We start from the raw sequence: 16,650 nt of genomic DNA, 5'->3' as shown, positions 1-16,650 counted from the left end.
GTTTTTCTTGTGGCCTCCCGCCATCAAGGGCGGAAGGCCGGTCTTGTATTGCGAAGGCTGCGCTCAGTTCGCCGGGCGCATCTTGGCGGCTTCTTCCTCGCTGGGCAGGTAATCCGCGCCCTTCTTGAACACCACGTCCACCATCACGCCCTTGCCGTCCTTCAGGGCGGTCTTGCCCACGAAGGCGCCGAGGGTCGACTGGTGATCGGCGCCGCGATAGACGATCTCGCCGAACGGGGTGGAAACCTTGAGGTTCTTCATGGCCTTGACCAGACCTTCGGTGGAGTGGTCGTCAGTGGCGTTGAGAACGGCGGCAATGCTCTTCACCGTGGAATAGCCGACGATGGAGCCCAGGCGCGGATAGTCCTTGTTCAGCTGCTGGTAGGCATCCAGGAACGCCTTATGCTCGGGCGTGTTGATGGAGTACCAGGGGTAGCCGGTGACGATCCAGCCTTCCGGGGTCTCGCCCTTCAGCGGGTCGAGATATTCCGGCTCGCCGGTGAGATAGCTCACCACCGCGCGGTCCTTGAACACGCCGCGGGTATTGCCCTCACGCACCAGCTTCACCAGGTCGCCGGCGAAGGTGGCATTGAGGATGGCCTCGGGCTTGGCGGCGTCGATGGCCTGGAGCACCGGGCCGGCATCGATCTTGTTCAGCGGCGGCCACTGCTCGGCCACGAACTCCACATCCGGCCGGCGCTTCTTCAGCAGGTCCTTGAACACGGCGACGAACGACTGCCCGAACTCATAGTTGGGTGCGATGGTGGCCCAGCGCTTGGCGGGAAGCTTTGCCGCCTCCTCGGCCAGCATGGCGGCCTGCATGTAGTTCGAGGTCCGCAGGCGGAAGGTGTAGTCGTTGCCCTTGGACCAGACGATGGCGTCGGTCAGCGGCTCGGACGCCAGATACACCACCTTCTTCTGCTTGGCGAAATCGGAGAGCGCCAGGCCCACATTGGAAAGGAAGCCGCCGGCGATCATCACCACGCCGTCGCGCGAGACCAGCTCGTTGGCGGCGGTCAGCGCCTCGCCGGGCTTGCCGCCGTCATCCTTGGAGATGATGACGAGCTTCTTGCCCTTGATGCCGCCGGCATCGTTGATCTCCTTGAGCGCCAGCTCCATGCCCTTGCGATAAGGGTCGGTGAAGCCCGGCAAGGCCGAGTAGGAGTTAATCTCCCCGACCTTGATCTCACCCTCGGCCCGCGCCGCCGCCGAAGCCATCAGCACCGCCGCGAACGCCAGTCCCAACATCCGTTTCATCCGGTCATCCCCTCTGGTTTTTTCGATGCACCGTAACAAGCACGCGCACGTCGAACCGACGCGACTTTAACGCAGGCCGTCCTCGCCCTTGATGTCGGCGGCCGTCAGCCCGCCCACACGCGGCAGGGGACGCCCCGAATCCGTGACGGCCACCGCCACCACGATTTCATTGGCCCGTGGGGCGTCGTTGATGCTCACCTGCATGCCGTCGAAGTGACTGCGCACATAGGCCGCGTCCTTATGCCCCAACGGAATGTCCAGCTCCGCGCCGAGCCCCCCGCGACGCTTGGACGAGGGGATGAGGGCCGCGCCCTTGCCCAGCACCTTGCGCACGGGCGTGCCCATCTTGGGGTGCAGGAGGGCGGCGGCATGCTCCAGCTCGCCATTCTCGCCCACCAGCGCCGCCTTGCCGTAGCTCTGCGCCTTGTCCCCCTCGATGCCGAGGGCGGCCACCGCCTTGCGGGTCAAGATATCCCCCAGCTCCTCGCCGATGGCGATGAGGTCGGTGAGGTCCTCCTCATAGCGCCCGGCGAAGGGGTTCTCGATGACGGCGAGGGCCGCCGCACGCCGCGTGGGCGGGGAGACGGGGCGACCCATCTCCTTGTGCGTCTCCTCGACGATGGTGACGATCTTGCGGATCTTCGCACTCATCTCAGTCCGTCCTCACCCTTGATATTCGCCGCCGCGAGGCCGCCCACGCGAGCATGCACGCGCGGCCCGCAGCTCATCACCAGCACCAGGGCAATTTCGTCCGCCTTGGGGGCATCGGGCACGCCCACTTCCATGGCGTCGAAATGGCTGCGCACATAAGACGCGTTCACATGGGTCACCGGCACGTCGAGCCGGGTGCCCGGCCCGCCCACCTTCTTGGTGGACGGCACGATGGCCCTGGTGTCGCCGAGGATCTCGCGCATCGCATAGCCGCCGGGCACGTGCCACAGCGCCCCGTGCTCCAGCTCGCCGCCCGCGCCGACGATGGCGCCCTTGCCGTAGCCGTCAATGGCCGAGGCATCGCCGCCGAGCGCCGCCAGCAGGTCGCGCGCCATGGCGATGCCGAGGGGCTGGAGATCATCCATGAAGCCGGCGATCTCTTCCACATAGCGGCCGGCGAAGGGGTTCTCGATCACGCTGATGATGGCGCCGCGCTTGTGCGGCACGGCGGCCACGGGGCCGCCTTCGTGGAAAATCTCCTCGGTGATGAGAAGGCGCTTGCGGACTTTGACCTCAGGCATGGGCACACTCTTCTTGTGGTTGTGAGGGTCGAGCGGCCATCGGCGAGAGGAGGGGCAGCAGGCCATCCCCGGTGCTCACCGTCTCGCCCTGCACATGCAGGGCCGCGGCACAGATAAGCCCGCGCGCGGCGAGATCCCGCGCGACGGCAAGGCCGGCATCCAGGGCTTCGGCGCGCTCGGCGGCCGTCAGCTCGGGCACGTAGCGCGTCACCGGCAGGGTGCCGAGATCGCTTTCCGGCAGCAATTCACACGCCGGCACGCGGACAACGCCCGTGTGCCACGGCAGGTCCACCGCATTGGCCACCACGCTTGCTGCCGCATCTGCCACGGCCGCGCTGGGCGCCAGGATCGTCACCGCATCGGCGACGCCCAGCGAGAAGCTGCGCCCGCGCCAGCCGCTGGTGGCCACGCCGCGCACTGGCCCATCGGCGTCAATCTCGGCCGCGCCGATCAGCCGTGGCCGCTCGGGCTGGTCCACCAGCCCCACCGCGAAGCGCGCGCCCCGCGGCAGGTGAAGGGCGATGTCTCCGCCATTGTTCACATAGGCCCGCGAGATGCCCGGCAGCACCAGGGCCGAGAGAATGTCCTCGGCCACCGCCCCCGCCACCGCGGCCATGGGCGTGATGAACACGTCGGCCGCGAACGGCGCCACGGCCTGGCCCATGCGTCGCGCCACCGGGTGGACGAAGGCCGGACCATGTGCCCCCGCCGGCGCCCGCAGGGCCGCGAGCTCGGCGCACAGCGCGTCGAGCAGGCCGGTGAAGCGCGCCACGGCTGCCTCATAGGCCCGCCGCACGGCCTCCCCCTCGCCCACCGCCTCGACGATGAGGTCGATGGGCCCATCCTGCAGGTGCAGGCGGCGTCCATCGGGCAGCATCGCCGCCTGGGGCGCGCGCCGTTCGGAGCGGGAGGGAGCGTGCTGCGAAGCCATGGCTCAGCCGTGAGACCGTTTGGCCGCCTGGGGCGCCAAGGGCCAGGGATTATCGGGGCGCGGGGCCAGAGGCTTCACGCTTTCCTCACCGGCCAGTGAGGCCAGCGGCCGCACCTCGGACATATGCCCGCCGAGGGTCTGGTAATCGGCCAGCCGCAGGGTGAACTCTATGGGCGCCACCAGCGCCGGGGTAGGCACGTAGCCGAAGGCGTTCTCGGGCATGCGCGTCACATCCACCATGAAGGTAATGCCGCCGCCCGGATAGACATAGACCGGCGCCCCGCCGCAGGTGACATAGGTGATGGCGTCCTTCACCGAATGCGTGAGCCGCACCGGATCCTCGGTGACACCGGCACGCAGGGAGCCGCCCGCGCCCGCCATGAACAGCACCGTGGACAAAGCCGGTTCGCAATTGTCCTTCACCCGCTGGGCGGAAGCCGCGAGTTCCGCCGGCATCTCCCTGGCCACCGGCACCAGCGCATCGTCCAGCTCATAATAGGCCGCGTGCTCGCCGGTGGTGGAGATGAAGAACAGCCGCAGCCCCGGCCAGGCCACCTTCGGGTCGAACGGCCCGATGATGGAGAGTGGGTCGGAAATATCCGTGCCGCCCCAGCCGGTGCCGGGCTCGGCCACCTGAAAATAGCGGCCGGGCGTGGAGCGGCGGCCCTTCATCTTGATGCCGGTCTCGCGCACGCCCAGGAGCTTGCCCGCCTGGTGCTCGGAGAGCACGCCGGTGATGTGGTCGTCCACCACCACCACCTCGTCCGCCTTGTCGAACCACTGCTTGGCGAACATGCCGATGGTGGCGGAGCCGCAGCCGACGCGCATGCGCTCTTCCGGAATGCCGTTCACGATCGGCGGCTTACCCGCCTCAACGACCACCGTGGAGCCGCCGTCGATGGAGAGCTCAACCGCCTTGCCATTGCACAGATCCAGCAGCGCCTCGCAGGTGACGCGGCCTTCCTTCTTGCCGCCGCCCGTGAGGTGGTGCACCCCGCCCAGGGACAGCATCTGCGAGCCATATTCGGACGTCGTCACATGGCCCACCGCCTCGCCGTCAACGCGCACGGTGGCCTGCTCCGGACCCAGGAAGCGGTCGGTGTCGATCTTCACCTTCACGCCGCAATAGCTGAAGATGCCTTCGGTGACGACGGTCACCATGTCCACGCCATCCACCTCGGCGGAGACGATGAAGGGGGCGGGCTTGTAGTCTGGATAGGTGGTGCCGGCGCCGATGGCGGTGACGAAGGTGTCGGGGGTGGAGACCAGCTTGCCGTCCCAGTCGCCGCCGCGATTGAACGGCACGATCGCCCCGCCCTGGGCCAGGGTGCGATCGAGGACCACATGGGGATCGACACGGACCAGTTCGCCCGCGTGATTGGCATAGCGGTCGCAGGCGCCGGTCATGCCGGGCTTGATGTAGCACATGACCGGACACGCATCGCAGCGGATCTTCTCATCGCCGGCAGGCCGCGCGCCCATGGTCTCTTGTTCACCCATATCGCTCTCGCTCGTCACTCTCGGCAGGAACCTGGAAGGCCCGGGGTCCGGCGGTTCGGCCACCGGATCAGTTCATATGTACACCAATGAAATCTGCTGCCGCGATCCTGTCAAGCACAAGGAATGGGCACGCTGCCTGAAAGGGCATCTTCGGCCAAACGGCGCTTGACGAGTTTCATTGGTACAGAAACAATCTGGAAAGACAACAGGGCTCCCGCACCTTCAGAGCGGCCGAGATGATGACCCGGAAAAATATTGCACTGCACATAGTTAGGGGTGAGCGGCCGCTCCGCCGACGGGCAGGAGGGCACGCCTGAGATGGCTTCGGATTCCGGCGCGCCAGTCGTGCTCACCGTCAATGGCGTGGCATGCAGTTTCGACCTGCCGCGTGACACCAAGCTCATCTATGTGCTGCGCAACGACCTCGGCCTCAATGGCCCGAAATTCGGCTGCGGCCTGGGGGAATGCGGCGCCTGCACCGTGCTCATCGACGGGGTGGCGGCGCGGGCCTGCGTCACCACGCTGAAGACCGCCGAGGGGCGCTCCATCACCACCCTGGAGGGACTCGGCACCCTTGATGCGCCGCACCCGGTCCAGGCCGCCTTCATCTCCGCCCAGGCCGCCCAATGCGGCTACTGCCTCAATGGCATGATCATGACCGCCACCGCCTTCCTGCTGCGCCATCCCGCCCCGACTCTCGAAGAGGTGCGCGAGGCGTTGCGGTACAATCTGTGCCGTTGCGGCACCCATGTGGAAATCCTCGCCGCAGTGATGTCCGCCGCCCAGGCGCTGAGCCCGGCGCCGGCCGGCGACACCGCTGCCAGCGGGCAGCAGGAAGAGCCCCGCGATGAGTGATGCCGCGCCCGGCCCGATCTCCGAGCCGACCCCCACCCCCGCCGAGCTTTTGGAGCGGGCGGGAACCCTGGCGATCCTTCGCCCCGCGCGGCATGTGAAGGGCCTGGTGCCTACAGCGCCGCCGCCGGAAGGCGCCCTCGACCTGTTCCTGTTCCTGGACGATGAAGGCCGCATCCTCGCCTTCAACGGCCACGTGGACCTCGGCACCGGCATCCGCACCGCTTTGGCGCAGATCGTGGCGGAAGAGCTGGATGTGCCGCTGTCGGCTGTCACCATGGTGCTCGGCCACACCTCGGGCACGCCCAACCAGGGCGCCACCATCGCCAGCGACAGCATCCAGGTGTCGGCCGTGCCGCTGCGCTTCGCCGCCGCCCAGGCGCGCCACCAGCTGATGGCGCTCGCCGCCGAGGCGCTGGGGCGCCCGCTCGAAGAGCTGAAGGTGACCGATGGCGTGGTGCATGGCGGCGCCGGCGCCAATGCCGGCATTTCCTATACCGCGCTGCTGAAGGGCCGCCGCGATCGCCTCACCCTGTCCGAGGATGTGGCGGTGAAGCCAGTGTCGGAGCATCGCATCGTCGGCCAGCGCATGCCGCGGGTGGACATTCCCGCGAAAGCCACCGGCAATTTCACTTATGTTCACGATGTCCGCGTGCCCGGCATGCTGCACGGCCGCGTGGTGCGCCCGCCTTATGCGGGGGTGGATGCCGGCGATTTCATCGGCAAGAGCCTCATCGCCGTGGACGAAGCGTCCATCGCCCATATTCCGGGCGTTGTGGCGGTGGTCACCATGGGCGATTTCGTGGGCGTGGTGGCGGACCGCGAGGAGCAGGCCGCCGAGGCCGCCCGCGTGCTGAAGGTGGAATGGAAGGCGCCGCCTACCCTGCCCCCGCTTTCAGACATCGCCACCGCCCTGCGGGCCAATCCTTCCGTCACCCGCACCCTGCATGACCAGGGCGATGTGGAGGCCGCCCGCGCGGCGGCCGCCGTGCCCATGGACCGCACCTATGTGTGGCCGTTCCAGATGCACGGCTCCATCGGCCCCTCGTGCGCCGTGGCGGATGTGCGCGACGGCTTCGCCACCATCTGGTCCGGCACGCAGAATCCCTATCCCCTGCGGCTCGACATCTCGGTGCTCCTCGGCATTCCGGAAGAGAATATCGAGGTACTACGCTTCGAGGCCGCCGGCTGCTATGGCCGCAATTGCGCGGACGATGTGGCCGCCGATGCCGCCCTGCTCTCGCGCGCCGTGAGTCGCCCCGTGCGGGTGCAGCTCACCCGTGAGCAGGAGCATGCGTGGGAGCCCAAGGGCGCGGCCCAGCTCATGGAAGTGTCCGGTGGACTCAATGCGGACGGCACCCCGGCCGCGTATGACTTCGCCACCCGCTACCCCTCCAACGCCGCCACCACGCTGGCGCTGCTGCTCACCGGCCGGGTGCCGGCGAACAATCCCGTGATGGAGATGGGCGACCGCACCGCCATTCCGCCCTACGCCTATGACAACATCCGCGTGCGGGTGCATGACATGGCGCCCATCGTGCGGGCGGCATGGCTGCGCGGCGTCTCGGCTTTGCCCAACTCCTTCGCCCATGAGAGCTATATCGACGAGCTGGCCACCGCCGCCGGGGTCGATCCGGTGGAATATCGCCTGCGCTATCTGCACGATCCGCGTGCGGTGGATCTGGTGAGGGAGGTGGCGGCGCGCGCGGGCTGGCAGCATCGCACCGGGCCCCGGCAGCAGGTGGTGGACGGCGACGTGGTGCGCGGGCAGGGCTTTGCCTATGCCCTTTACGTGCATTCCAAGTTCCCCGGCTATGGCGCCGCCTGGTCGGCCTGGGTGGCCGAGGTGGAGGTGAACACCCGCACCGGCGATGTGGCCGTGAAGCGTGTGGTGGTGGGCCAGGATTCCGGGCTGATGATCAACCCGGCGGGCATCGAGCACCAGATCCACGGCAACGTCATCCAGTCCACCAGCCGCGCGCTGAAGGAGGAGGTGAGCTTCACCGACACCGAAGTGGCGGACAAGGAATGGGGCGCCTATCCCATCCTCACCTTTCCCGAAGTGCCGGTGATCGACGTGGTGCTGATGCCGCGCCCGGATGATCCGCCTTTGGGCTCCGGCGAATCGGCCTCGGTTCCCTCCGCCGCCGCCATCGCCAACGCCATCTTCGATGCCACCGGCGTGCGCCTGCGCGAGCCGCCGTTCACGCCCGAGCGGGTGCGCGCCGCCCTCGGCAATCCCATTCCGCCGGAAGAGCCGCCGCCCGCGCCGAAAAAACGCTCCTGGTTCGCGCTGGCGGGCGCGGCGCTGGCCGGCGCGCTGGGCATGGCAGCCGTGGCCCTGCCCATTCGCGGCGCCATCGCGCCCATCTCCCCGCCAGACCCCTCGTCCTTTTCCGCCGAGATGATCGCCCGCGGACGCCAGCTCGCGGCGCTGGGCGACTGCGCGGTGTGCCACACCATCCCGGGCGGGGTGGCCAATGCGGGCGGGCGGGCCATGGAGACGCCCTTCGGCACCGTCTATTCCACCAATCTCACGCCTGATCCGGAGACGGGAATCGGCCGCTGGTCCTATGCCGCCTTCGAGCGCGCCATGCGCGAGGGCATCTCTCGGGACGGGCACCATCTCTACCCGGCCTTCCCTTACACCTCCTTCACCCGTACCTCGGACACGGACCTCCAGGCGCTCTATGCCTTCCTGATGTCGCAGGCCCCCGTGGTGGCGCCGACGCCCGCCGCGCAGATGGCCTTCCCCTTCAACATCCGCCCCCTCATGGCCGGCTGGAACACCCTGTTTCTGCGCCCAGGGCAGATGCAGGCGGACGCGACGCGTTCGCCCCAATGGAATCGCGGCGCCTATCTGGTGGAGGGGCTCGGCCATTGCGGTGCCTGCCACACCCCGCGCAACCTGCTCGGCGCGGAGAAGACCGGCGCGGCCACGCTCGCCGGCGGCATGGTGGACGGCTGGGAGGCCCCTGCCCTCAACGCCTTGTCCAGCGCCCCCATTCCGTGGACCGAAGACGAGCTGTTCGCCTATCTGCGCACGGGCTTCTCGCGCTTCCACGGCACCGCCGCCGGCCCCATGGCGCCAGTGGTCGAGGAGCTTTCGGCCCTGCCTGACGCGGACATCCGCGCCATGGCCACCTATCTCGCCTCCTTCGCCCCGCCGGCCCAGGCCGAGCCCGTCGCGCGGGCCGCGGAGCTGCAGGCCAAGGCCAGCGCCTCCCTGCGACCGCTCGATTCGCTCGGCGGCCGGCTCTATGAGGGTGCCTGCGCCGCCTGCCATTCGGACAGCGGCCCCACCCTGTTCGGCGCGCGCCCGGCCTTGGCGCTCAACACCAATGTGCACGCGGCGCGGCCTGACAATCTCATCCGCGTGATTCTGGACGGCATTCCCAACCCCGCCGCCCGCGATCTGGGCGACATGCCCGCCTTCCGTGACAGCATGAGCGACGAACAGGTGGCGGCGCTGGTGCGCTATCTGCGCGCCAAGTTCGCGCCCGAGGCACCGGCCTGGTCCGGGATCGAGGACACCGTGGCCCGGCTGCGGGCCAATCCTGGAAGCCATTGACGCCTTCGGGCGAAGAGCATGAGCGCGGCGCGGGGCTTCACCAGGGCCCTGCGCCGCGCTGTGCACAAGAGCGCGGCACACCTGCCTGAAATGTCCGCACCGAAAGGCTTTTCCTGCGTTGACAGGCGACGGTGAGCGCGCCTAATTTCATTCGTACACAAACAAAAATAACCCAGCGAAAAGGCGTGCTTTCCATGGCCTATGTGGTGACCGAGAACTGCATCCGCTGCAAATACACGGACTGCGTGGCCGTGTGCCCGGTGGACTGCTTCTATGCCGGCGAGAACATGCTGGTGATCCACCCTGACGAATGCATCGATTGCGGGGTGTGCGAGCCGGAATGCCCTGCCTCCGCCATCGTGCCGGACAGCGATCCGCGCGCTGCCGAGTGGACCGCGCTGAACGCCGAATATGCGGCCCAGTGGCCCAACATCACCGAAAAGATCGACCCGCCCGCCGACGCCGAGGAATGGAACGGCAAGGAGGGCAAGCGCCCTTTGCTCTCCCCCACGCCGGCCGCGGCTTGACCCCTCAAATCAGAACTTCCGGAGCCCTCACTTGAGCAACCTGATGGAAGAGCGCGTGCTCAGCGTGCGCCACTGGACCGACCGCCTCTTCAGCTTCACCACCACGCGCGACGCGGGCTTCCGCTTCCGAAACGGCGAATTCACCATGATCGGCATCAAGGTGGACGGCCGCCCGCTGATGCGCGCCTATTCCGTGGTGAGCCCCAATTATGAGGAGACGCTGGAGTTCTACTCCATCAAGGTGCCCGACGGCCCGCTCACCTCGCGCCTCCAGCACCTCAAAGAGGGTGACCCCATCATCGTCGGCCGCAAAGCCACGGGCACCCTCGTCATCGACAATCTGAACCCCGGCGCCAACCTCTATCTGCTCGGCACCGGCACGGGGCTCGCGCCCTTCCTCTCCATCATCCGCGACCCGGAGACCTATGACCGCTTCGAAAAGATCGTGCTGGTCCACGGCTGCCGGCAGGTGGGCGAGCTCTCCTATGGCGAGGAGATGGTGAATGCGCTGCGCGATCACGAATTCCTGGGCGAGGAGGTGAAGGCCAAGCTCATCTATTACCCCACCGTGACGCGCGAGGAATTCCGCAACCAGGGCCGCATCACCACCCTCATGGACAGCGGCAAGCTCTATGAAGACATCGGCTTGCCGCCCCTCGACAAGGCCCGCGACCGGGTGATGCTGTGCGGCTCGCCCCAGATGATGGTGGATTTGAAAAGCCGGCTCACAACCCTTGGATTCGTGGAAGGCAATCACGGCGAGGCGGGTGACTTCGTGCTGGAAAAGGCATTCGCCGAACGCTGAAAATTTTCCCGGCGGAGGCAGTTCCCAACCGCATCCGCCGGGCCTAGAATTCATATGCTTACAAACAAATGGCCGGGGTCGACCTTGCCTCTCCGGCTCGAACCTTCCGGAGAATAAAGCATGGCTCACGACGCCCCGGCCGGCCCCAAGGGCCCGACCAAGCTCGTCATCCGCAATATCGGCCTTCTCATCAGCGGCGACCTTGAAAAGCCGATCCTGGATGCCGACACCATCGTCGCCGAGAACGGCCGCATCACCGCCATTGGTCGGCTGAAGGACGTCGACACCGAGGGCGCCACCACCATGGTGGATGCGGGCGGGGCTGCGGTGACGCCCGGCCTCATCGACAGCCATGTGCACCCGGTGGCGGGCGACTGGACCCCCCGGCAGAGCCAGATGAACTGGATCGATTCCTCGCTCCATGGCGGCGTCACCACCATGATCTCGGCGGGCGAGGTGCATTATCCCGGCCGCCCGCGCGACGTCATCGGCATCAAGGCGCTCGCCATCACCGCCCAGCGCACCTTTTCCGCCTTCCGCCCCGGCGGCGTGAAACTCCATGCCGGAGCCCCCGTCATCGAGCACGAGATGGAAGAGAACGATTTCAAGGAGCTGGCCGCCGCCGGCGTGAAGCTCCTGGGCGAGATCGGCCTTGGCGGCGTGAAGGATGGGCCCACCGCCAACAAGATGGTGGGCTGGGCCCGCAAATACGGCATCCAGTCCACCATTCACACGGGCGGCCCGTCCATCGCCGGCTCGGGCCTCATCGACAAGGATGTGGTGCTGGAGACGGACGCCGATGTGGTTGGCCACATCAATGGCGGCCACACCGCGCTGCCCGACAGCCAGATTCGCTGCATCTGCGAGGGTTGCAAGCGCGGCCTGGAGCTGGTGCACAACGGCAATGAGCGTTCCGCCCTCTTCACCCTGCGCACCGCGCGGGAGATGGGCGAGCTGCACCGGGTGATTCTCGGCACCGACGGGCCGGCCGGCTCGGGCGTGCAGCCCTTGGGCATTTTGCGGATGATCTCCCTGCTCTCCTCCATGGGCGACCTGCCGGCCGAGCAGGCCTTCTGCCTGGCCACCGGCAACACGGCGCGCATGCGCAACCTCGACTGCGGCATCATCGAAGTGGGCCGCACGGCCGATTTCGTCATCATGGACACGGCCCAGCACTCCGCCGGCAAGACGCTGCTGGAGAGCGTGTCCCTCGGCGACCTGCCGGGCATCGGCATGACCATTATCGACGGCATGGTGCGCACCGAACGCTCGCGCAACACCCCGCCGGCCACACGGATGCCCACCATCGTGAGGTGAGTCTGGAGCCCCGCCCAGTCGTTCGGTGGCCCAATTGGCCAGCTGCCGCAGATAGCGCGGCGCTGGCCAAATGGGTTGCGTTTGAACGTGAAATGTCGCGTGCATACGCTACGCATGCAGACAAGCTATCGACCGCATCATGCAGTCGGGCATTATGGTCGCAGGCTTCGCCGTCATGACACTGCCGGCGACAGCCAGCGAACTTGGCCAACCATATGAATTCGTTGGCCAAAGCCTGCAGTATCAACCATGCATGGGCGAAGCCCCAGGCATGTCGCAGGCCCGGACTTGCATAGCTCAAGAGGTTCAGCATCAGGATGCGCGCTTGTCTCCTGAGGGGCGCCATCATCTTCAGGAGGCGGAGCGAGCGTGGATAAAATGGCGTGATGATCAATGTCGCCCTGCCGCCGGAACCCGCGCCGCGGGCGCGATCGATTCATTGCTCTGCCAGATCAAGGAAACCATGAGCCGGACCGCTGAGTTCAAGCGCGATTGAGCTACCTATAGGCCCCCACACTGTGGCCGTCGGCAACGTCGGCGACGGTTCTGAGGGCCGGAATTGCGCTTTAACGCACCTTGGTCTCCGGCACGGGGTCACCGGCCACATGCCCAACCTTGTTTGGCTCCAAACCATGCCCCCTTGCGCTCCGCGCCTGCGAAATGTAGGAATGGCGCCATTCTCCCCGATGTCGGAGCATAGCGCAGCCTGGTAGCGCATCTGCTTTGGGAGCAGAGGGTCGCAGGTTCAAATCCTGCTGCTCCGACCAAATTTCACCGGTTTCGGTGCGCGTCCGAGCCCGTGCCATCCGCGAAACCCGGCTGCGAGATCACCCGCTCTCCTGAATCCCTGGCGGGGAGAGGTGAAGCTCTCCTTTGCGATCTGACGCCATTATGGCAGCGCCCCGGCGCGTGGCATTCAAGCGTTTTTCCACGCACGGCATGCCCAGGCCGCTCGCGAAAGCTGCCGGCTCCCCGACCGCCGCAGGGCCTGCGACCCAAGCCCTCGATAGCGGTCACCCGCCCTCCCAGAGCTGAAACGCCGGCACGCCTGAGCGCCTAAAGATTCATCGCGGGCGGTGGCGGCATGCTGGCGCGCGTCTCAAGCAACATCTGCAGGGCATCCGGCCTCATCAGAACGAGCCTGCGGCCTTCCAGGCGCAGCAGGCCCTCCTGCTGGAAGCGGTTCAGGATGCGGTTGACCGTCTGCCGGCAGGCGCCAACCATGTCCGCGAGCTCCTGCTGCGTGATCGACACGCGGAAGGGAATCTCGGTGCCGCGCGGCTCCCCGCAATTGCGGGCCAGCCGCAGCAGGGTGCTGGCGAGACGGGCATCCGTGTGCTGCACGGTGCGGTCAACCATGGTGTCGCAGGCGATGCGCAGGCGCGCGCTGACCTGCCGAATCATGTTCAGGGCAAGGCCAGGATAGGCCTGCAGAACCTGCTCGAAATCCGCGCGCGTCAGCACCCGCACGATGCTGCGCTCCATGGCTTGGCCGAATACCGCCTGCTCATGCGCGCCCGATATGCCGCCGGCGCCGAACCAGTCTCCCGGCATGCAGAACCAGAAGATCGTGACCTCCCCCTGCGCGGAGAGATGGAAGATCTTCACGAGGCCCGTTTCGAGCCAGAACACATGGCTCGCCGGATCATCCGCAGCGATGATGCTCTCTCCCCGCAGATAGATCCGCCGCTCGCTCGCGCGCTCCATCACGGCGCGAGCCTCGGTGGCCACCCCGGCAAACAGGTCGAAGGGCTGCCAGTACCAGGGAACCTGCGGGGCTTCGGCCATATTAAAATCTATAAAATTGATCATTTTAATGAAAAATGTCGCGCAGGCGACAGATTGCGGCTTTCAGCGACTCTAACATGAAGCCGCATCGAACGGGTCTGGCCCGGCAGAAGTGAGCAAACACAATGAGTGACGGGGATGTCATGAGGGCCACCGGAGTGGCCGTGCCCGGGGCGCGGGGGCCATTGCGCTGTCGCGGACTGCTCTGGAGCCTGGCCCTGGCGCTGCCCTGGGTCATCCTGCTGCTGGCGTGGGTGGCCGTGCGATCTCTGAGCGCGAAGTATGCGGGCCTTGTGCCCTCTCCGCTGGCCGTTCTGCAGCGGGGCTCCGAGCTTCTTCGCGATGGTGAGCTGCCGCTGCATTGGGCCGCATCCAGCCTGCGCGTGCTGGTGAGCGTCACCGCCGGGGTGGCGCTTTCCGTTCCGGTCGGCTTTGCCCTTGGCTGGTATGTCGGCGCCCGGCGCGTGCTCACGCCCATGCTCAACTTCTTTCGCGCCCTGCCTCCAATCGCCCTGATCCCGCTGATGATCCTGTATTTCGGGATTGGTGAGCTGGCGAAGGCACTGGTGCTTGGATACGCCGCCTTCTTCACCGCGGTGGTGGTGCTCTATGAGGGCATTTCTCGGATTCCGCCCATTTATGTGCAGGCCGCACGCGCCCTCGGGGCCAATGACCGCGAGCTGTTCAGCCGGGTCGTGCTGCCTCTGGCCCTGCCCCATGTGCTGACGGCGGCCCGCGTCGCCCTCGGTGTCGGCTGGATGACGCTCGTGGCATCCGAACTGGTCTCCGCCCAGCTCGGCCTGGGTTCGATGATCCAGGTCGCCGCCTCCTACTTCCAGATCGAGACCATCTATCTCGGCCTCATCACCATCGGCCTGACCGCCATGCTCATGGACTTCGCCCTGGTGCGACTGAGCAACCGGCTGGTGCGCTGGCAGGAAAGGATCCGCCCGTGACGCGCCTTCCCCCTCCGGCCGGCTCAGCCCCGGCCTCCGCCCTCGATGGCGAGATCCGCTTCAACGACGTTTCGGTTCGCTATGACGGCATTCCCCATGGCGGATGGGTGGTGCGCAACGTCTCCCTCACGCTGCGGCCGGGTGAATTCGTCTCGCTCATCGGCCCTTCGGGATGCGGCAAGACGACCTTGCTCAAGCTCGCGGCGGGAATGGCCCGGCCGACATCGGGCAGCGTGACGTTGTCCGGCCGGCCGATTGCCGCTCCTGGACCGGAGCGCGGGGTCGTATTCCAGGAATATGGCGTGTTTCCCTGGCTGACGGTGCGGGAGAACATCGCCTTCGGGCTCTCATTGAGCGCCAACCGCGCGCGCCTCGCGGACCGGGACGCCATCTGCACCCATTACCTGCAAAGCATGGGGCTCGCCGATTTTGCCGATGCGCTGCCCAACACGCTCTCCGGCGGCATGCGCCAGCGCGTGGCCCTGGCGCGGGCCTATGCGGTCAATCCGCGCTCGCTGCTGATGGACGAACCGTTCGGCGCGCTCGACGCCCAGACCCGCCTGGTGATGCAGGATCTTCTGCTGAGCCTGCAGCAGGAGGAGCGCAAGACGGTGCTGCTCATCACCCACGCGGTGGACGAGGCGCTCTATCTGTCCTCCCGCATCGTGCTGATGAGCGCGCGCCCTGCCCGGATCGCCGAAGTCATCGACGTGCCGTTTCCGTATCCGCGCGACGAGCGCGTGCTCGAAACCCCGGAATTCACCCGCCTGCAGGCCCATCTGCGCGTCCGCGTGATGGAAGAATACGCCCGCCAGCAGCGCGAAGACCGCATCACCGCCTGAAACCCGGACCAGAACGATGAAATTCTCCCGACGCCGCCTCCTGTCGCTCACCGCCGCAGCTGGCCTTGCTCTTGCCGCCGCCCCGCTTGCGCCCCGGCGCACCTTCGCCGCCGGGGCGGAGAAGCTGAAGGTCGGCTACCTGCACACCCTGTCCTGCGATGGTCATCTGTGGCTCGGGGAACATCTCGGAGCCTTCCGGCAGGAGGGATTGGAGCTTGAGACCGTGCAGTTCATCACCGGCCTTGAAGCCTATCAGGCCCTGGCCGGTGGCAGCGTGGACGTGGTGAGCACGGGGGCGGTCATCTCCAATTTCCCGGCCCGCGGCCAGGGTGAGGTTTTCCTGATCAACGGCCTGGAAACAGGCATCGCCCAGATCTGGGTGGATCCGGCGGCCGGCATCAAGAGCATCGCGGATCTCAAGGGCAAGCAGGTCGCGACCACGCGCGGTACCACGGCCCATTTCTTCCTGCATCGGGCGCTGAAAGGCGCGGGGCTCGACAGCACGCGGGATGTGGAAATCGTGCACCAGCGACTGGATCAGGCCGTCGCGGCCTTCATCTCCGGCGCGGTTCCCGCCGTGGTGCTCTGGGTGCCGCTGGATACGCCCATCCGCGAGCGCCGCAAGGATGCCGTGCTGTTGGCCACATCCATCGATTTTCCCGATGCCACCGTTGTGGATGGCTGGTCCGCCCGCAATGGCCTGATTTCGGAAAATCCCGCCCTGTTGAAGCGGCTGGTGCGGGGGTGGGCGAAAGCGAATGATTTTCTGCTTTCCTCACCGGATGAGGCCTTCGCCATTCTTGCACGCGACAAGTACAAGGACTTCACCGCCAGCGAGCTGCAGCGCCAGGCCACGCTCATCAAGTATTACCCGACCAGCGAATGGCCCAAATATTACCGTGATGGCTCCATCGTGCGCTGGCTCAATCAGGTGACGGACTTCAATCAGGAAGTCGGCGCCATCAAGAATCCCATCCGCGCCGAAACCTATTTCGACCCGAAAATCTTCCTGTCCGCCATTGCCTGAGCCGGCGCGCCCCGCACTCGCCCCGCTCGGAGCCCCCGCCAATCT

15 protein-coding genes and 1 tRNA gene are annotated in these 16,650 nt (G+C 66.8%); 10 read left to right on the top strand and 6 right to left on the bottom strand.

Features of this window, described 5'->3' with window-relative positions; genetic code table 11:
• Positions 1-63: 63 nt before the first annotated feature.
• The 5 genes from L0966_RS02315 to L0966_RS02295 all read right to left on the bottom strand — a co-directional run bounded on the left by L0966_RS02315 (position 64) and on the right by L0966_RS02295 (position 4,920).
• Complete coding sequence (locus L0966_RS02315) at positions 64-1,248, bottom strand: ABC transporter substrate-binding protein (protein WP_234050803.1); 1,185 nt, start codon at positions 1,246-1,248, stop codon at positions 64-66.
• A gap of 75 nt (positions 1,249-1,323) precedes the next feature.
• Entirely contained in the window at positions 1,324-1,908 is a 585-nt protein-coding gene (locus L0966_RS02310; protein ID WP_234050229.1) for an amino acid synthesis family protein, read from the bottom strand.
• Positions 1,905-2,489 (bottom strand): amino acid synthesis family protein, encoded by a 585-nt coding sequence (locus L0966_RS02305; RefSeq protein ID WP_234050228.1) that lies wholly within the window; start codon positions 2,487-2,489, stop codon positions 1,905-1,907. The genes L0966_RS02310 and L0966_RS02305 overlap by 4 nt, the downstream gene beginning before the upstream one ends.
• Positions 2,482-3,420, bottom strand: coding sequence for a UPF0280 family protein (locus L0966_RS02300; RefSeq protein WP_234050227.1), 939 nt, complete (start codon positions 3,418-3,420; stop codon positions 2,482-2,484). Before L0966_RS02300 ends, L0966_RS02305 begins: the two co-directional genes overlap by 8 nt.
• Positions 3,421-3,423: 3 nt before the next feature.
• Complete coding sequence (locus L0966_RS02295; protein ID WP_234050226.1) at positions 3,424-4,920, bottom strand: 6-hydroxynicotinate reductase; 1,497 nt, start codon at positions 4,918-4,920, stop codon at positions 3,424-3,426.
• Positions 4,921-5,238: 318 nt separating this feature from the next.
• On the opposite strand from L0966_RS02295, the gene L0966_RS02290 reads away from it, so the two are divergent.
• The 7 genes from L0966_RS02290 (at position 5,239) to L0966_RS02260 (ending at position 12,759) form a co-directional block, all read left to right on the top strand.
• Positions 5,239-5,775: a (2Fe-2S)-binding protein gene (locus L0966_RS02290; protein ID WP_234050225.1), complete on the top strand. Its 537-nt coding sequence runs from the start codon at positions 5,239-5,241 to the stop codon at positions 5,773-5,775.
• Positions 5,768-9,343 (top strand): molybdopterin cofactor-binding domain-containing protein, encoded by a 3,576-nt coding sequence (locus L0966_RS02285; protein ID WP_234050224.1) that lies wholly within the window; start codon positions 5,768-5,770, stop codon positions 9,341-9,343. Before L0966_RS02290 ends, L0966_RS02285 begins: the two co-directional genes overlap by 8 nt.
• Before the next feature lie 194 nt (positions 9,344-9,537).
• Positions 9,538-9,870: a ferredoxin FdxA gene (gene fdxA / locus L0966_RS02280; protein ID WP_234050223.1), complete on the top strand. Its 333-nt coding sequence runs from the start codon at positions 9,538-9,540 to the stop codon at positions 9,868-9,870.
• A 31-nt stretch (positions 9,871-9,901) separates the two neighbouring features.
• Positions 9,902-10,675: a ferredoxin--NADP reductase gene (locus L0966_RS02275; protein WP_234050222.1), complete on the top strand. Its 774-nt coding sequence runs from the start codon at positions 9,902-9,904 to the stop codon at positions 10,673-10,675.
• Between the two features lie 120 nt (positions 10,676-10,795).
• Positions 10,796-11,992 (top strand): amidohydrolase family protein, encoded by a 1,197-nt coding sequence (locus tag L0966_RS02270; RefSeq protein WP_234050221.1) that lies wholly within the window; start codon positions 10,796-10,798, stop codon positions 11,990-11,992.
• Positions 11,993-12,131: 139 nt separating this feature from the next.
• Positions 12,132-12,488: a lysozyme inhibitor LprI family protein gene (locus tag L0966_RS02265; protein ID WP_234050220.1), complete on the top strand. Its 357-nt coding sequence runs from the start codon at positions 12,132-12,134 to the stop codon at positions 12,486-12,488.
• A 194-nt stretch (positions 12,489-12,682) separates the two neighbouring features.
• Positions 12,683-12,759: transfer RNA gene (locus L0966_RS02260), tRNA-Pro, on the top strand.
• 289 nt (positions 12,760-13,048) lie between these two features.
• Here the strand turns inward: L0966_RS02260 and L0966_RS02255 are convergent.
• Entirely contained in the window at positions 13,049-13,780 is a 732-nt protein-coding gene (locus L0966_RS02255) for a Crp/Fnr family transcriptional regulator (protein WP_234050219.1), read from the bottom strand.
• A gap of 125 nt (positions 13,781-13,905) precedes the next feature.
• Between L0966_RS02255 and L0966_RS02250 the strand changes: the two genes are divergently transcribed.
• Genes L0966_RS02250 through L0966_RS02240 form a run of 3 tightly spaced genes read left to right on the top strand, consistent with a single transcriptional unit; the run spans position 13,906 to position 16,605 of the window.
• A complete protein-coding gene (locus L0966_RS02250; RefSeq protein WP_234050218.1) occupies positions 13,906-14,736 on the top strand; it encodes an ABC transporter permease in 831 nt (276 codons plus the stop codon).
• Complete coding sequence (locus tag L0966_RS02245; protein WP_234050217.1) at positions 14,733-15,578, top strand: ABC transporter ATP-binding protein; 846 nt, start codon at positions 14,733-14,735, stop codon at positions 15,576-15,578. Before L0966_RS02250 ends, L0966_RS02245 begins: the two co-directional genes overlap by 4 nt.
• A gap of 16 nt (positions 15,579-15,594) precedes the next feature.
• Positions 15,595-16,605: an ABC transporter substrate-binding protein gene (locus L0966_RS02240; protein WP_234050216.1), complete on the top strand. Its 1,011-nt coding sequence runs from the start codon at positions 15,595-15,597 to the stop codon at positions 16,603-16,605.
• Positions 16,606-16,650: the final 45 nt, after the last annotated feature.

This window comes from Xanthobacter sp. NM-59, assembly GCF_021401125.1.
In the GTDB taxonomy this organism is placed as follows: Bacteria; Pseudomonadota; Alphaproteobacteria; order Rhizobiales; family Xanthobacteraceae; genus Xanthobacter.
Note: the sequence above shows the minus strand (reverse complement) of the source record. Positions and strands in the feature narration are given on the sequence as shown.

Excerpts from the sequence above, each read along its gene's own strand:
- L0966_RS02265 (WP_234050220.1), top strand. The coding sequence starts at position 12,132 with ATGCAGTCGGGCATTATGGTCGCAGGCTTCGCCGTCATGACACTGCCG.
- L0966_RS02240 (WP_234050216.1), top strand. The coding sequence starts at position 15,595 with ATGAAATTCTCCCGACGCCGCCTCCTGTCGCTCACCGCCGCAGCTGGC.
- L0966_RS02305 (WP_234050228.1), bottom strand. The coding sequence starts at position 2,489 with ATGCCTGAGGTCAAAGTCCGCAAGCGCCTTCTCATCACCGAGGAGATT.
- L0966_RS02295 (WP_234050226.1), bottom strand. The coding sequence starts at position 4,920 with ATGGGTGAACAAGAGACCATGGGCGCGCGGCCTGCCGGCGATGAGAAG.
- L0966_RS02250 (WP_234050218.1), top strand. The coding sequence starts at position 13,906 with ATGAGTGACGGGGATGTCATGAGGGCCACCGGAGTGGCCGTGCCCGGG.
- L0966_RS02255 (WP_234050219.1), bottom strand. The coding sequence starts at position 13,780 with ATGGCCGAAGCCCCGCAGGTTCCCTGGTACTGGCAGCCCTTCGACCTG.
- L0966_RS02285 (WP_234050224.1), top strand. The coding sequence starts at position 5,768 with ATGAGTGATGCCGCGCCCGGCCCGATCTCCGAGCCGACCCCCACCCCC.
- L0966_RS02315 (WP_234050803.1), bottom strand. The coding sequence starts at position 1,248 with ATGTTGGGACTGGCGTTCGCGGCGGTGCTGATGGCTTCGGCGGCGGCG.
- fdxA (WP_234050223.1), top strand. The coding sequence starts at position 9,538 with ATGGCCTATGTGGTGACCGAGAACTGCATCCGCTGCAAATACACGGAC.
- L0966_RS02300 (WP_234050227.1), bottom strand. The coding sequence starts at position 3,420 with ATGGCTTCGCAGCACGCTCCCTCCCGCTCCGAACGGCGCGCGCCCCAG.
- L0966_RS02310 (WP_234050229.1), bottom strand. The coding sequence starts at position 1,908 with ATGAGTGCGAAGATCCGCAAGATCGTCACCATCGTCGAGGAGACGCAC.
- L0966_RS02270 (WP_234050221.1), top strand. The coding sequence starts at position 10,796 with ATGGCTCACGACGCCCCGGCCGGCCCCAAGGGCCCGACCAAGCTCGTC.
- L0966_RS02290 (WP_234050225.1), top strand. The coding sequence starts at position 5,239 with ATGGCTTCGGATTCCGGCGCGCCAGTCGTGCTCACCGTCAATGGCGTG.